The organism is Ottowia oryzae (assembly GCF_003008535.1).
In the GTDB taxonomy this organism is placed as follows: domain Bacteria; phylum Pseudomonadota; class Gammaproteobacteria; order Burkholderiales; family Burkholderiaceae_C; genus Ottowia; species Ottowia oryzae.
In genome coordinates, this window is the sequence record NZ_CP027666.1 from 773738 (window position 1) to 787358 (window position 13621).

16 protein-coding genes are annotated in these 13621 nt (G+C 66.8%); 11 read left to right on the forward strand and 5 right to left on the reverse strand.

Annotation, left to right across the window (positions count from 1 at the left end; genetic code table 11):
* The first annotated feature begins 33 nt into the window (after positions 1 to 33).
* Complete coding sequence (locus C6570_RS03650; protein WP_106702010.1) at positions 34 to 699, forward strand: glutathione S-transferase family protein; 666 nt, start codon at positions 34 to 36, stop codon at positions 697 to 699.
* A gap of 150 nt (positions 700 to 849) precedes the next feature.
* On the opposite strand, the gene C6570_RS03655 is transcribed toward C6570_RS03650, so the two are convergent.
* On the reverse strand, positions 850 to 2301 hold the full coding sequence (locus C6570_RS03655) for a sensor histidine kinase (RefSeq protein WP_106702011.1): 1452 nt from the start codon (positions 2299 to 2301) through the stop codon (positions 850 to 852).
* Positions 2302 to 2370: 69 nt separating this feature from the next.
* Positions 2371 to 3045 carry a response regulator gene (locus tag C6570_RS03660; RefSeq protein WP_106702012.1) on the reverse strand — a complete coding sequence of 225 codons (675 nt, stop codon included), beginning with the start codon at positions 3043 to 3045 and terminating at the stop codon, positions 2371 to 2373.
* 208 nt (positions 3046 to 3253) lie between these two features.
* Here C6570_RS03660 and C6570_RS03665 point away from each other — a divergent pair, with 208 nt between their 5' ends.
* Both C6570_RS03665 and C6570_RS03670 read left to right on the forward strand, forming a co-directional pair.
* Positions 3254 to 3667, forward strand: a complete 414-nt coding sequence (locus tag C6570_RS03665; RefSeq protein ID WP_106702013.1) for a VOC family protein — start codon at positions 3254 to 3256, stop codon at positions 3665 to 3667.
* 180 nt (positions 3668 to 3847) lie between these two features.
* Positions 3848 to 4288 (forward strand): PaaI family thioesterase, encoded by a 441-nt coding sequence (locus tag C6570_RS03670; protein WP_106702014.1) that lies wholly within the window; start codon positions 3848 to 3850, stop codon positions 4286 to 4288.
* 62 nt (positions 4289 to 4350) lie between these two features.
* On the opposite strand, the gene C6570_RS03675 is transcribed toward C6570_RS03670, so the two are convergent.
* Positions 4351 to 4830, reverse strand: a complete 480-nt coding sequence (locus C6570_RS03675) for a helix-turn-helix domain-containing protein (protein ID WP_106702015.1) — start codon at positions 4828 to 4830, stop codon at positions 4351 to 4353.
* A gap of 139 nt (positions 4831 to 4969) precedes the next feature.
* Between C6570_RS03675 and recA the strand changes: the two genes are divergently transcribed.
* Together recA and recX are read left to right on the forward strand one after the other, a co-directional pair.
* Positions 4970 to 6040 carry a recombinase RecA gene (recA, locus tag C6570_RS03680; RefSeq protein ID WP_106702016.1) on the forward strand — a complete coding sequence of 357 codons (1071 nt, stop codon included), beginning with the start codon at positions 4970 to 4972 and terminating at the stop codon, positions 6038 to 6040.
* A 98-nt stretch (positions 6041 to 6138) separates the two neighbouring features.
* On the forward strand, positions 6139 to 6711 hold the full coding sequence (recX, locus tag C6570_RS03685) for a recombination regulator RecX (RefSeq protein ID WP_106702017.1): 573 nt from the start codon (positions 6139 to 6141) through the stop codon (positions 6709 to 6711).
* Between the two features lie 101 nt (positions 6712 to 6812).
* Here recX and C6570_RS03690 read toward each other — a convergent pair whose 3' ends face one another.
* On the reverse strand, positions 6813 to 7337 hold the full coding sequence (locus tag C6570_RS03690; protein ID WP_106702018.1) for a CZB domain-containing protein: 525 nt from the start codon (positions 7335 to 7337) through the stop codon (positions 6813 to 6815).
* Positions 7338 to 7610: 273 nt separating this feature from the next.
* Here C6570_RS03690 and C6570_RS03695 point away from each other — a divergent pair, with 273 nt between their 5' ends.
* Together C6570_RS03695 and C6570_RS03700 are read left to right on the forward strand one after the other, a co-directional pair.
* Positions 7611 to 8066, forward strand: a complete 456-nt coding sequence (locus C6570_RS03695; RefSeq protein ID WP_106702019.1) for a hypothetical protein — start codon at positions 7611 to 7613, stop codon at positions 8064 to 8066.
* A 169-nt stretch (positions 8067 to 8235) separates the two neighbouring features.
* Complete coding sequence (locus C6570_RS03700) at positions 8236 to 8424, forward strand: hypothetical protein (RefSeq protein ID WP_123812202.1); 189 nt, start codon at positions 8236 to 8238, stop codon at positions 8422 to 8424.
* A 301-nt stretch (positions 8425 to 8725) separates the two neighbouring features.
* Here the strand turns inward: C6570_RS03700 and argC are convergent, their stop codons facing one another.
* Positions 8726 to 9637: an N-acetyl-gamma-glutamyl-phosphate reductase gene (gene argC / locus C6570_RS03705; protein ID WP_106704497.1), complete on the reverse strand. Its 912-nt coding sequence runs from the start codon at positions 9635 to 9637 to the stop codon at positions 8726 to 8728.
* A 183-nt stretch (positions 9638 to 9820) separates the two neighbouring features.
* Here argC and sucC point away from each other — a divergent pair, with 183 nt between their 5' ends.
* The 4 genes from sucC to C6570_RS03725 all read left to right on the forward strand — a co-directional run bounded on the left by sucC (position 9821) and on the right by C6570_RS03725 (position 13550).
* Positions 9821 to 10981, forward strand: a complete 1161-nt coding sequence (sucC, locus tag C6570_RS03710; protein ID WP_106702021.1) for an ADP-forming succinate--CoA ligase subunit beta — start codon at positions 9821 to 9823, stop codon at positions 10979 to 10981.
* A 19-nt stretch (positions 10982 to 11000) separates the two neighbouring features.
* Complete coding sequence (gene sucD / locus C6570_RS03715) at positions 11001 to 11894, forward strand: succinate--CoA ligase subunit alpha (protein ID WP_106702022.1); 894 nt, start codon at positions 11001 to 11003, stop codon at positions 11892 to 11894.
* 102 nt (positions 11895 to 11996) lie between these two features.
* Positions 11997 to 12710: a TerC family protein gene (locus tag C6570_RS03720; protein WP_106702023.1), complete on the forward strand. Its 714-nt coding sequence runs from the start codon at positions 11997 to 11999 to the stop codon at positions 12708 to 12710.
* Positions 12711 to 12764: 54 nt separating this feature from the next.
* Positions 12765 to 13550, forward strand: a complete 786-nt coding sequence (locus C6570_RS03725; RefSeq protein ID WP_106702024.1) for a Stp1/IreP family PP2C-type Ser/Thr phosphatase — start codon at positions 12765 to 12767, stop codon at positions 13548 to 13550.
* Positions 13551 to 13621 lie beyond the last annotated feature (71 nt).

Sequence of the window (13621 nt, forward strand, 5' to 3'; positions counted from 1 at the left end):
CGCGCTCGGCCCCACCGCCAAGGAGACGCCGCCATGCCCCTCAAGCTCTACTACGCCCCCGGTGCCTGCTCGTTCGTGCCGCACAGCATGCTGGAGCTGGCCGGCGCCACGTTCGAGCCCGTGCCCATCAAGCTGCACAAGGGCGAGCAGTACGGCGACGACTACAAGGCGCTGAACCCGCGCAGCCAGGTGCCGGTGCTGGTGGCGGGCGGCGAGGTGCTCACGCAGATCGTGGCCATCGTCAGCTACATCGACGCCGCTTTCCCCGAGGCCCACTTCATCCCCCACCAGCCGCTGGCGCGCGCCCGCTTTTACGAAGCGCTGGCCTGGATGAACAACACCGTGCACCCGGCGTTCACGCACATCTTCATGCCGCACAAATTCAGCGACAACGAAGCCGCGCAGGCCGAGATGAAGCGCTTTGGCGTGGCCAGCTACCGCCATCTGCTGGCAGAGCTGCAGACGATGGTGCGTCGCACGCGCGCCGCGGGCAGCGATTGGCTGGGCGGCGTGCACCCCGGCCCGCTGGACGCCTACGCGCTCACGCTGCTGCGCTGGGGCAGCATCGCCGGGATCAACCCCGAGGACTACCCCGAGCTGTGGGCCCAGGTGCAGCGCACCGCGCAGGTGCCAGGCATGGCCCGCGCGATCGAGCGCGAGAGGCTGCAGCTCAACCTGTACCGGCCGGCGGCAGACTAATAGCCAGATCACCCTCTGGCGCCCGCTGCACCAGCGCTGGCAGCTATCGAATTGGTAGTTATTCGCTGTTCGGTCTGCCGCGCGACCGGCCCGTCGCCAGGCGGCACGCAGGGCAGCTGAGGCCAGCGGAGCAGCCCGCCCCGGCGCGCCTCACAAAAACCGCACCACGAACCGCGCGCCCGGCCGGGGCTGGCCGGGGTGGGTCTCCAGCACGGTGACGTTGGCGCCGTGCTGCTCGGCAATCTCGCGCACGATGGGCAGGCCCAGGCCAGTGCCGTCCACGTCGGTGCCCAGCACGCGGTAGAAGGGCTGGAAGACCAGCTCGCGGTCGGCCTCGGCCACGCCCATGCCGTTGTCTTCCACCTCGATGGCCAGGCCGCCGCCGGGCGGCGCCACGCGCAGGCGCACGGTGACTTCGGCCGTGCCGTCCGGCGCGCCCACGGGGGCGTAGTGCAGCGCGTTGTCCACCAGGTTGCGCACCATTTCGCGCAGCAGCAGCGGGTTGCCGTGGCGCACCAGGTGCGGCGCGCCGGGCTCGGGCCCGTCGTAGCCCAGGTCCACGCGCCGCTCCATCGCGGCGGGGACGGCTTCGCGCACCACCTCGATCGTCAGCGCCGCCAGGTCGACCGGCTGGCGCGCCAGCGCCGCATTGCCGCCTTCGGCGCGGGCCAGCGCCAGCAGCTGGTTGACGGTGTGGGTGGCGCGCACGCTGGCGTGGCCGATCTGCTGCAGCGACTGCTTGAGCTCCTCCTCGCTGGCGCCTTCGCGCTGGGCCAGCTCGGCCTGCATGCGCAGCCCGGCCAGCGGTGTCTTGAGCTGGTGCGCCGCGTCGGCCAGGAAGCGTTTTTGCGCCCCCACCGAATCCTTCAGCCGCGTGAGCAGGTCGTTCACCGAATCGACCAGCGGGCTGACTTCCTGCGGCACGGCGCTGTCGTCCAGCGGGCTCAGGTCGTCGGGGCGGCGCGCGCGGATGCGCTGCTCCAGCTGGCTCAGCGGCTTGATGCCGCGCACCAGCGCCAGCCACACCAGCAGCACCGCCAGCGGCAAGATGGCGAACTGCGGCAGCATCACGCCCTTGATGATCTCGGTGGCGAGCACGCTGCGCTTTTCGCGCGTCTCGGCCACCTGCACCAGCGCGTGCTGCGCGCCGCCGCCCACGGGCACCCACAGGTAGGCCACGCGCACCGGCAGGCCGCGGAACTCGGTGTCGCGCAGCTGCGGCTCATCCAGCAGGCGGGCCGATTCGGGGTCGTCGGCGCGTTCGATCCGCGGAGGCAAGGGCAGGTCGCGCTCGCCCGACAGGTGCTGCCCGCGCGCGTCGCGCACCTGGTAGTACACGTCGTCCGAATCGTCGGCGCGCAGCAGTTCGCTGGCCGGTTGCGGCAGGACGAAGCGCACCTGCGTGCCGGGCCCAACCTGAATCAGCTGCGCCAGCGCCTGCACGTTGTAGACCAGCGCGCGGTCAAACGGCTTGTTGGCCAGGTTCTGCGCCACCAGCCAGGTCAGCGCCAGGCTGATGGGCCACAGCAGCAAGAGCGGCGTCAGCATCCAGTCCAGGATCTCGCCGAAGAGCGAGCGCTGCGACCGCTGGAAGAGTTTCACTTGCTATATTAAAAATAGCTGCTGGCGCAGTGTGCACCGGCGCCAGCGGCCAATTTGCTGCTGAAAAGATCAGGGGGTGATCTTTTCAAGGCAGTAGCCCAGGCCGCGCACGGTGGCGATGCGGATCGGGCCTTTCTCGATCTTCTTGCGCAGGCGGTGGATGTACACCTCGATGGCGTTGTTGCTCACCTCTTCGCCCCATTCGCACAGGCGCTCGACCAGCTGCTCTTTGCTGACCAGGCGGCCGCTGCGCTGCAGCAGCACTTCCAGCAGGCCCAGCTCGCGCGCGGACAAATCGACCATCTTGCCGTCGATGCTGGCCACGCGGCCGGTCTGGTCGTATTCCAGCGGGCCGTGCTTGATGGTGGAGCTGGCCGCGCCCATGCCTCGCCGCGTGAGGGCGCGCACGCGCGCCTCCAGCTCGCTCAGCGCGAAGGGCTTGGCCATGTAGTCGTCGGCGCCGTAGTCCAGGCCTTTGACGCGCTCGTCCACGCCGTCGGCCGCTGTCAGGATCAGCACCGGCAGCGTCTGCCCGCGCGCGCGCAGGCGCTTGAGCACTTCCAGGCCGTGCAGCTTGGGCAGGCCCAGGTCGAGGATGAGCAAATCGAACTCGGTGTTGGTGAGCAGGGCGGTGTCCGCCTCGCTGCCGCTGGCCACGTGGTCAACGGCGGCGCCCGCATTGCGCAGGCTGCGCATGAGGCCATCGGCCAGCACCTGGTCGTCTTCCGCGATGAGGATGCGCATGCCTTGTGTCTCCTGAAGTCCAGCGCTGTGTGGGAACGCCGCGCCTTGGCAACCATTCTAGGTCGCCTGCGCGACGGCGGTGCGCGGCGGCCTGGTCGCCCGGGCACGGGGCCGCCCGCGCAGCGCGTCGCTGCGGCAGAAAACAACTGTTTATTTATACAGTTTCGATCTAGAATTTGCCGCACTACCCACGGAAGGAGAACTCACAATGCTGGACCACATGACCTTTCGCGTCGCCGATATCGCACGCGCCAAAGCCTTCTACAGCGCCGCCCTGGCGCCCCTGGGCTACAGCGTGTGTCTGGAGGGGCATTACGGCGCCAACATCGTCGGCTTCGCCTACCCCGACGCGGCAGAGCCCGACGGCAAGAAGGCCGACGTCTGGTTCATCGACGGCCCATCGCCCTACGGCGGCCCCGCGGCCACCACCGGGTGCCACCTGGCGTGGCGCGCGCAAAACCGCGCGCAGGTCGACGCCTTCTACCAAGCCGCCATCGCCGCGGGCGGCCAGGACAACGGCGCGCCGGGCCTGCGCCCCGACTACCACCCCAACTACTACGGCGCCTTCGTCATCGACCCGGAAGGCAACAACATCGAAGCCGTGTGCCATCTGGCTGAGTAGCCCGCGGGCCGGCAGCTAGCCGGTTGAGCTGCCAAGGCATGCGGCGCGACCTGAAGGCCGGATGAGCTTCGCCCTGCGCTAGGGTTATCACAATGGGCTTTTCATACCGCTGCCGGAGCCCCGCATGCCCTCATCGCCCACCGTTGCCTTTGCCTTTGCCTTTGCCGAGCGCCATCGGCCATGACTGCGCCCCTGCCCGCCGTGCCCGACGGCTTCGTGCCGCTGTTTCGCACCAGCCCGTTTCTGGATCTGACCGGGCCGTACTTCCACCGGCCCCTGGCGCAGGGCTTTCTGATCGGGCTGCGCGTGGCGCCCATGCACACCAACGCGTCGGGCACTTGGCATGGCGGGGCGATCGCCACGCTTGCCGACGTGGCGCTGGGCTACGTCACCGCCGCCTCGCGCACGCCGCCGCTGCGCATGATCACCTCCAGTCTGGGTGTTGACTACGTGGGGGCGGCGCAGGTCGGTGATTGGGTACAGGCCGAGGTGCAGGTCACCAAGGCCGGCAGCCGCCTGGCCTTTGCGCAGGCCCTGATCACGGCCACCCCGCCGCAAGGCGAGGCGCAGCCGGTGGCGAGCGCCCGCGCCGTGTTCTTGGTGGTGGGTGTGTTGGGCTGAACACTGGCGCAGAAGTCATGGTGGTACGCCAACGCGCGGCCTGACCGCCTTGCGCGCCGCCATCAGGCCGACGCGGCGTAGGCCTCCAGCCCCAGCGCGACCACGGTGGCCACGTCCTTGCCCACCGCCGCTTGAAACTCGGCCTCGGCCTGCGCCACGGCGGCCTGAAACGCCGCTAGCCAGTCCAGCCCGCTGGCGGTGAAGACGATGCGGCGCGCCCGCGCATCCACCGGGTCGGGCTCGCGCTGCACCAGGCCCCAGGCCGCGCATTGGTCCACCAGGTCGCCCATCGCCTGCTTGCTCATGCCGGCCCAGCGCGCCAGCTCAGTCAGCCGCGCGCCTTCCAGCGGCAGGTGGCGGGTGATGTGGATGTGCGCCGCGCCCACCTTGTCGCGCGCCGCCAGGTTGGACAGCGCCAGTGGCGCGCGCTCGTTGACGGCCATCAGCTGCAGCACGCGCTCGTCAAAGCGCCGCATGGCGTGGCCCAGCAAACGCCCCAGGTGCGTTTGGCGCCAGCGGTCGTCGTAGTCCGAGTTGGCCATGGCGATATGGTAAGGCAAACTGACGTTAAATCGGCTTTACGTCAATCAATGTATTCCTATACAGTCCTGTCCATGCATCCAGTTCAGCCGTTTCAACGGGTGGCCGGATGCCCCTAACAGTTGCATACAGGAGAGAATCATGGACATGGCAGTAGCAGACAAATCCGAAAAAGCCAAAGCCCTGCAGGCCGCGCTGGCCCAGATCGAAAAGCAGTTCGGCAAGGGCACGATCATGAAGCTGGGCGAAGGCGAAGTGATCGCCGACATCCAGGTGGTTTCCACCGGCTCGCTGGGGCTGGACATTGCCCTGGGCGTGGGCGGCCTGCCGCGCGGCCGGGTGATCGAAATCTACGGCCCGGAAAGCTCGGGCAAGACCACGCTTACGCTGCAGGTCATCGCCGAGATGCAGAAGCTGGGCGGCACCTGCGCCTTCATCGACGCCGAGCACGCCCTGGACACCGCCTACGCCCAAAAGCTGGGCGTGAACCTGTCCGACATGTTGATCAGCCAGCCGGACACGGGCGAGCAGGCGCTGGAAATCGTCGATTCGCTGGTGCGCTCGGGCGCGGTGGATCTGGTGGTCATCGACTCGGTGGCGGCGCTCACGCCCAAGGCCGAGATCGAAGGCGAGATGGGCGACAGCCTGCCCGGCCTGCAGGCCCGCCTGATGAGCCAGGCGCTGCGCAAGCTGACGGCCACCATCAAGAAGACCAACTGCACGGTGATCTTCATCAACCAGATCCGCATGAAGATCGGCGTGATGTTCGGCAGCCCCGAAACCACCACCGGCGGCAACGCGCTGAAGTTCTACGCCAGCGTGCGCCTGGACATCCGCCGCACCGGCACCATCAAGAAGGGCGACAACGCCATCGGCAATGAGACCAAGGTCAAGGTGGTGAAGAACAAGGTCAGCCCGCCCTTCAAGACGGCAGAGTTCGACATCCTGTTTGGCGAGGGCATCAGCCGCGAAGGCGAGATCATCGACATGGGCGTGAACGCGCGCATCCTGGACAAATCCGGCGCCTGGTACGCCTACAACGGCGAAAAGATCGGCCAGGGCCGCGACAACGCCCGCGAGTTCCTGCGCGAAAACGCCGATCTGGCGCGCGAGATCGAGAACAAGGTGCGCGAATCGCTGGGCATCAGCCTGCGCCCGGTCACCACCGGTGCCGCCAAAGCCGCCGACGCAGCGGACGACGAGCAGGACTGATCGCTGCCACGCACGGCGCGCTGGGTAGGCGCGTTGCCGTGCGTAGGTGATGGGCAAAGAATCGGGCTCTGGCGCCCGCCGGTAGTGCGCAAGCAGCTATGAAATTTGAAGCAAATGAGGTGAAGGCGCCGCGGTCTGAGGCGCCCGCCCGCGCCCCGCGCCCCGGCCTGTCGCTCAAAGGGCGGGCGCTGCGCTACCTGTCGGCCCGCGAACATTCGCGCGCCGAGCTGATGACCAAGCTGCTGCCGCACGCGCGCGCGGCGGGCGACGACGAGCAAGCGGTGGCGCGGGTGCTGGATGAGTTGGCCGCCAAGGGCTTCATCAGCGAGGCGCGGGTGGCCGAGTCGGTACTACACCGCCGCGCCGGGCGCCTGGGCAACGCGCGCGTGCTGCAGGAATTGCGCGCCAAAGGCCTCCCGGACGACATCGTGCGCGAGGCCGCCGAGCAGCTGCAGGCCACGGAAGAGGCGCGCGCCTACGCCGTGTGGGCGCGCAAGTTTGGCCGCCCCCCCGCCGATGCGGCCGAGCGGGCGCGCCAGATGCGCTTTATGGCCAGCCGCGGCTTTTCAGGCGCCAGCGTGCAGCGCGTGATGCGCCGCGCGCGCGACGAAGCGCAGCCAGGCAACGCGCCGTCGGCAGTGTCGAGCCAAGACGAGTTCGGCGACGATTGACGCGGGCTTAAGTAGCGCGCACGACAGGGGCAGGGCACCGAATCGCAAGGCGGGACGTGCGCCCGCCGCCGCAGCCGGCCGCTTGGCCCCGCCGAACTCGCTCAGGCGGCGCGCTGGGCAGGTGCCGGGGCCAGGCGCGCACCAGGTTGAGTGCGGGCCGATTCGTCCGCCAGCGCACCCAGCAAGCCCATCACCTTCAGCGACAGCCGCGTGTACTCGCCCGAGCGCAGCAGCGCCAGCGCTTCGGCGCGTTGGCCGTTCTGGTGCATCTGCGCGATGCGCGCGGCCTCTTCGTGGAACTGGCTGTGCGTGTCCAGCAGCTTGTCGAACGAAGGCAGCTTGCCAAAGCGCAGGCTGGCTTCGCCGTAGAGCCACTGTCCTACCACCGAGCGATCGCCCCGGCCGACCGATTCGGCGTCCAGCGGCTCGTCGCTCTCGGTGTCTTGCAGGCAGTCGTTGAAGTAGGTTTTCCACTGGCGGTGCGCGCAGATGGCGGAAATGAAATCCAGACGCACGGGCTCGTAGGCGTCGCCCTGGCTCGCGCGCCGCTTGGACGTCGAGCCGGCGGCAGCCAGTGCTTTGAGCTGTGCCTTTGCATTTCCCATGAAGCCATTGAGGAAGCTCATGACTACTCCTAACCGACCAAAAGAATACTTAAGTGTTAATAAAAACCCCAAACCCGACCATAGGGGTACTACGTATAAGCAATTTAATTGGCGAGGTAGAAAACGTCACGGTTCCTGCATTTGCGTAGGCCCGCGCGACGTCCGCCGCGCACCAAATTGGATTAGCCTCGCAAGAATCGAGCCCGCCCTGGGCTTTAGCCCACCAACGAACCCGAGAACGAAAGCATCCGCGCCAGCGCCTTGTGGGGCGCCGCCGAAGCGGGGAGGACCCATATGGGAGACTGGATTTATGCCCTGACGCAGCGCGGGCGCCAGGAATGCGCGGGTGTCACGTCCAGCGTGCCGCCCGCACTGCGCGAGCTGCTGCGGCTGGTGGACGGCAAGCGCACGCGCGACGAAGTGCTGGCCGCCACGGGCAAATCGGCGGTCAGCGCCGGGGGGCTGATCTGGTTGGCGTCCAGCGGCTACATCGAAAGGGTGCTGCAACCCTGGCCCGCAGCAGCCAAGCGGGCGGCCGATACGGGTGTCAAGCCTTCTTCCGCCAAACCCACCAAGGCGCGCGCCACCGCGCCCGCGCCGGTACAGCCCCCACCGGCTGCCCGCCCGGCGGAGCGCACGGCCGACGTGGCGGTGCGCAAAGCGTCGCCACCTCCGGGCGCATCCACATTCGCCGCCCGCTGCGGCGCCGCAGCGGCCACCGGCACCGATGGCGTCTGTGCCGCCCGTTGAACCTGCTCGTCGGGTCACGCCGCCAGTCGCAGCGCCGGTTGCACCCAGGCCGCCCCGCCCCGCCCCCGCCGCGCGTCCTGAAGCGAGCGCGGTGCACGCGCCAAGCCCACGGCCAGCGCCCCAACGCTCCGCCGCTCCGCCCGACTTGAAAGCCGCGCTGACGGCGTTCATGAGCGACGCCATTCGGCAGCATTTGAGCGACGACGCGGACGAGTACCTGTACCAGGTGCGGCGAGCCGCTTCGGTAGGCGAGTTGATTCCGATGCTGAACCCGCTGATCGACGCGGTGCTGGAGGCCGCAGGCCCCGGCGCGGCGGCGGAATTTGCGGACGGCGCCGCCGAGATTCTGGAGCCTTGAGGCCCTGCAGCGGCGTTGGCAGGCTGACTGCACTTCCAGCGGAAGCGCCCGCGCACGGTGCGCGCCTGGTTCGTAGGGCTTGTTCGGCAGTTCGCCAGGTGCGTTGCCTTGCGCGCTCGCGGGGTGCTGGTGATCTGGGGCCGCTCGCAGGCCTTACTTGCTTGGCCCCAAGAGCCGGGCTGTGGAAGCCGCGGCCGCTCGCTCAAGGCGCGGAAACTACAAGCCAAATCGCTTGCTAGCGCTGCATTGGCAAGCGCCGGCAGCTATAAAAATAGAAGCAAATCGACGAGTGGCCGTTGCTTCACAAGCCCAGCATCAGCCGCAGGTTTTGCACCGCTGCGCCGCTGGCGCCCTTGCCCAGGTTGTCCAGGCGGGCCACGGCGACTGCGTGGTGCGCGTCAGGGTTGCCGAACACGCGAATCTCAAGCTGGTTGGTGTTCTTCAGCGCTTCGGCGTCCAGCTTGCCGGACTCGGGCGCGGGCTCGACCGTCACCGCGTCAGCGCCCGCGTAATGGGCGCGGTACACGTCCAGCAGGCGCTCCACCGTCGGCTGACCGGGCAGGGTGTCCAGGTGCAGGGGCAGCTCCACCAACATGCCCTGGTCGAAATTGCCGACGGCGGGGATGAAGATGGGGCGGCGTGTCACGCGGCCAAACCGCATGATCTCGGGGATGTGCTTGTGCTTGAGGCCCAGGGCGTACAGCTCGTAGGCGGGCGCGTCGCCGGCTTCGTACGCCTCGATCATCTGGCGGCCACCGCCGGTGTAGCCGCTGACCGAGGGCAGGGCGACCGGGTAATCGGCGGGCAGCACGCCCGCATCCACAAGCGGACGCAGCAGTGAGATGGCGCCCGTGGCGTAGCAGCCGGGGTTGGCCACGCGGTCGGCCGCTTGCACGGCGGCGCGCTGCTCGGGCGACAGTTCGGGGAAGCCATACGTCCAACCCTCGGCCACGCGGTGCGCGGTGCTGGCGTCGATGATGCGCGGCTGGCGGCCGGGCAGCGCGTCGATCATGGCGACCGATTCGCGCGCAGCGTCGTCGTGCAGGCACAAGATGACCAGATCGACGGCAGACATGATCTCGCGCTTGGCCTCGGGGTCTTTGCGGCGGGCCGCGTCGATGCTGACAACCTCAACGCCGGCCAGCCCGTCCAGCCGCTCGCGGATCTGCAGGCCGGTGGTGCCAGCCTCGCCATCAATGAAGACCTTGGCCATGTATGCGTACTTTCGATTGGGGTGCGGCACCACGCGCGTCAAGACCTTGTCAGGCCGCGGCACTTAAATTGGTGCATCGCACCATGATACATTCGCGGGCTGCAGATTGCATTCACACGTTGAGCTGGCACTGGTACTGCGGCGTCGGCCGATCAATCCATCACCCATCCCAAGAGGGGCTACATGAAGATTCACGAGTACCAGGGCAAAGAAATCCTGCGTCAATTCGGCGTGCCCGTGCCGCGCGGCATTGCGGCATTCAACGTTCAGGAAGCCGTTGAGGCGGCGCAAAAGCTGGGCGGCCCGGTGTGGGTCGTCAAGGCGCAAATCCACGCAGGCGGCCGCGGCAAGGGCGGCGGCGTGAAGGTGGCCAAGTCGCTGGATCAGGTCAAAGAGCTGTCGGGCCAGATCCTGGGCATGCAGCTGATCACGCACCAGACCGGCGCTGAAGGCCAGAAAGTGCGCCGCCTGTACATCGAAGACGGCGCCGATATCCAGAAAGAGTACTACCTGTCGGTGGTGACGGACCGCGCCACGCAGAAAGTGGCGTTCATCGCCTCCAGCGAAGGCGGCATGGACATCGAGGAAGTTGCGCACAGCACGCCCGAGAAGATCATCAAGGTCTTCGTTGACCCCCTCGTCGGCTTCACCCAGCAAGAAGGCGAAGAGCTGGCCAAGGGCATCGGCATGCCGGCCGATTCCGTCGCGCAGTTCGTGGACGTGTGCCAGAAGCTCTACAAGTGCTACATGGACACCGACGCGTCGCTGGTGGAAATCAACCCGCTGAACCGCGACAGCAAGGGCAACATCATCGCCCTGGACGCCAAGTTCAACTTCGACAGCAACGCGCTGTTCCGCCACCCCGAAATCGTCGCGCTGCGCGATCTGGACGAGGAAGACCCGGCCGAAATCGAAGCCAGCAAATTCGACCTGGCCTACATCAGCCTGGACGGCAACATCGGCTGCCTGGTCAACGGCGCCGGTCTGGCCATGGCCACCATGGACACCATCAAGCTGTTCGGCGGCGAGCCGGCCAACTTCCTGGACGTGGGCGGCGGCGCTACCCCCGAGAAGGTCACCGAAGCCTTCAAGATCATGCTCAAGAACCCCAAGGTCAAGGGCATTCTGGTCAACATCTTCGGCGGCATCATGAAGTGCGACACCATCGCCACCGGCGTGATCACCGCCTGCAAGGCCGTGAACCTGCAAGTGCCTCTGGTCGTGCGCATGAAGGGCACCAACGAAGAGCTGGGCAAGAAGATGCTGGCCGAATCCGGCCTGCCGATCATCAGCGCCGACACCATGGCTGAAGCGGCCACCAAGATCGTCGCCGCCGTCAAGTAAGCCCAGAAGGACACAGAACATGTCGATCTACATCAACAAAGACACCCGCGTCATTACCCAGGGCATCACCGGCAAGACGGGCCAGTTCCACACCGAAAAGTGCATCGAATACGCGAACGGCAAGAACTGCTTCGTGGCCGGCGTGAACCCCAAGAAGGCCGGCGAGAAGATTTTTGACGTGCCGATCTTCGCCAGCGTGAAGGACGCTGCCCAGGAAACCGGCGCGACCGTATCTGTGATCTACGTGCCGCCGGCAGGCGCTGCCGCCGCGATCTGGGAAGCCGTGGAAGCCGACCTGGACATGGCCATCTGCATCACCGAGGGCATTCCCGTGCGCGACATGCTCGAAGTGCGCAACAAGATGAAGGCCAAGGAAGCCGCTGGCGGCAAGAAAACCCTGCTGCTGGGCCCCAACTGCCCGGGCCTCATCACTCCCGGCGAGATCAAGATCGGCATCATGCCCGGCCACATCCACATGCCCGGCCGCGTGGGCGTCGTCTCGCGCTCCGGCACGCTGACCTACGAAGCCGTGGCGCAGCTGAGCGAGCTGGGCATTGGCCAATCCACCGCCGTAGGTATTGGTGGCGACCCGATCAACGGCCTGAAGCACATCGACGTGATGAAGGCGTTCAACGACGATCCCAACACCGACGCCGTCATCATGATCGGTGAAATCGGTGGCCCGGACGAGGCAGAAGCAGCCGTGTGGTGCCGCGACCATATGAAAAAGCCCGTGGTCGGCTTCATCGCCGGGGTGACGGCGCCCCCCGGCAAACGCATGGGCCATGCTGGTGCGCTGATTTCTGGTGGCGCCGACACCGCCGATGCCAAACTCGCTGTGATGGAAGAGTGTGGCTTCAAGGTGACGCGCAACCCGTCTGAAATGGGCAAACTGCTCAAAGCCATGCTTTGATGTGTTGGCGCCGCCCACGCGGCGCGCAAGACCTGATGCCGGACGCCCTTCGAGGCGGTCCGGCGTTATTATTTGAGGCCAAGCCCACCCGAGAGAGACAACGTGGAAGAATTTCTGACCGCCCACTTCTGGGTCGCCGTCGGGCAGATCATCATGATCGACATCCTTCTGGGTGGCGACAATGCCGTGGTGATCGCGCTGGCGTGCCGCAAGCTTCCGCCTGCGCAGCGCACCAAGGGCATCGTGTGGGGCACGATCGGCGCCATTGTGCTGCGCGTGATCCTGATCGCGTTTGCACTGGCGCTGCTGCAGATACCCTTTTTGAAGCTGGTGGGTGCCGCGTTGCTGATCTGGATCGGCATGAAGCTGATCGCGCCGGACGACGAAGACGACCACGCCAACATCCAGTCCAGCGACAAGCTGTGGTCCGCTGTCAAGACCGTGATCGTGGCCGATTTGGTCATGAGTGTGGACAACGTCATCGCCATCGCCGGCGCCGCACAAGGCGCGGGTGAGCAGCACCAATTGCCCCTGGTCATTTTTGGCTTGCTGGTCAGCATTCCCATCATCGTCTGGGGCAGCCAGCTGGTGCTCAAGCTGATGGACCGCTTTCCGATCATCATTACGTTGGGCGGCATGCTGCTGGGTTGGATCGCCGGCACGATGGCCCAAAGCGACCCGGCCTTGGCGTCTTACATTCCGCAAGATCGCGCTTGGCACTACGGCATGGGCGTCGCGGGGGCGTTGCTTGTGCTGGGCATTGGCAAATGGATGCAGAAGCGCCCTGGCCCGCCGCCGCCCACGGCGGCCACGTGATGCAGCGCTGAAGGCCTGCAGCCACTGGCGGTTCAGCGCGGGATCAGTGTTCGCATGGATTTCGAGTACAGCAGCTTGTCGGATGTCGGACGCCAGCGCGCCAACAACGAGGACGCGGTTCTGGTCGACGCCGAGCACGGCATCGTCGTGCTGGCCGACGGCATGGGCGGCTACAACGCCGGTGAAGTGGCCAGTGCCCTGGCCGTCGATCTCGTCGTGCGCGAACTCAGGGGCTGGCTCGATCTGGCGGCCGACCGTGCCACCGTGCGAGACGTGCGCCGGGCCATGGAAATCTGTGTCGATCTGGCCAACCGGCAGATTTTCGAAGCCGCCAACACCCACGCCGCATACGCCGGAATGGGCACCACGCTGGTCATGGCGGTGCTGCACGACAACACCTTGATTGCCGGGCACGTCGGGGACTCCCGCCTTTACAGATGGCGCGGTGGCGCGCTGCAGCAGATCACGCGGGACCACTCCTTGCTGCAGGAGCAGCTGGACATCGGACTGATCACCCCGGAAGAGGCGGAGCACTCCGTCAACCGTAATCTGGTCACGCGCGCGCTGGGCGTGGAGGACACCGTCCTGCTCGACGTGCGCGAGGTGCCCGTTGCACCGGGCGACCTTTTTCTGTTGTGTTCGGACGGACTGAACGACATGCTCACCGACGACGACATTGCCGCCGTCCTGGCGAGCGCAACCGCGATCGACGTCGCCGTGGGCCATCTGATCGACGAAGCCAACGAACGCGGTGGGCGGGACAACGTCACGGTGGCGCTGATCCGCTCGAAGGAAACGCCTAAAAAGTCCGGAGTCATGGCGAAATTGCTGGGAAAATGAGCAGCTTCGGCCGCGATCGCGCAGTATCTTCTGCGGCTACTCAGGCGAATGCCTGTCTCACCCAGTTTCCC

Bases quoted from the DNA above. Each gene is read 5' to 3' on its own strand.
- C6570_RS03650 (WP_106702010.1), top strand. From the start codon at position 34: ATGCCCCTCAAGCTCTACTACGCCCCCGGTGCCTGCTCGTTCGTGCCG.
- C6570_RS03660 (WP_106702012.1), bottom strand. From the start codon at position 3,045: ATGCGCATCCTCATCGCGGAAGACGACCAGGTGCTGGCCGATGGCCTC.
- C6570_RS03665 (WP_106702013.1), top strand. From the start codon at position 3,254: ATGCTGGACCACATGACCTTTCGCGTCGCCGATATCGCACGCGCCAAA.
- C6570_RS03670 (WP_106702014.1), top strand. From the start codon at position 3,848: ATGACTGCGCCCCTGCCCGCCGTGCCCGACGGCTTCGTGCCGCTGTTT.
- C6570_RS03675 (WP_106702015.1), bottom strand. From the start codon at position 4,830: ATGGCCAACTCGGACTACGACGACCGCTGGCGCCAAACGCACCTGGGG.
- recA (WP_106702016.1), top strand. From the start codon at position 4,970: ATGGACATGGCAGTAGCAGACAAATCCGAAAAAGCCAAAGCCCTGCAG.
- recX (WP_106702017.1), top strand. From the start codon at position 6,139: ATGAAATTTGAAGCAAATGAGGTGAAGGCGCCGCGGTCTGAGGCGCCC.
- C6570_RS03690 (WP_106702018.1), bottom strand. From the start codon at position 7,337: ATGAGCTTCCTCAATGGCTTCATGGGAAATGCAAAGGCACAGCTCAAA.
- C6570_RS03695 (WP_106702019.1), top strand. From the start codon at position 7,611: ATGGGAGACTGGATTTATGCCCTGACGCAGCGCGGGCGCCAGGAATGC.
- C6570_RS03700 (WP_123812202.1), top strand. From the start codon at position 8,236: ATGAGCGACGCCATTCGGCAGCATTTGAGCGACGACGCGGACGAGTAC.
- argC (WP_106704497.1), bottom strand. From the start codon at position 9,637: ATGGCCAAGGTCTTCATTGATGGCGAGGCTGGCACCACCGGCCTGCAG.
- sucC (WP_106702021.1), top strand. From the start codon at position 9,821: ATGAAGATTCACGAGTACCAGGGCAAAGAAATCCTGCGTCAATTCGGC.
- sucD (WP_106702022.1), top strand. From the start codon at position 11,001: ATGTCGATCTACATCAACAAAGACACCCGCGTCATTACCCAGGGCATC.
- C6570_RS03725 (WP_106702024.1), top strand. From the start codon at position 12,765: ATGGATTTCGAGTACAGCAGCTTGTCGGATGTCGGACGCCAGCGCGCC.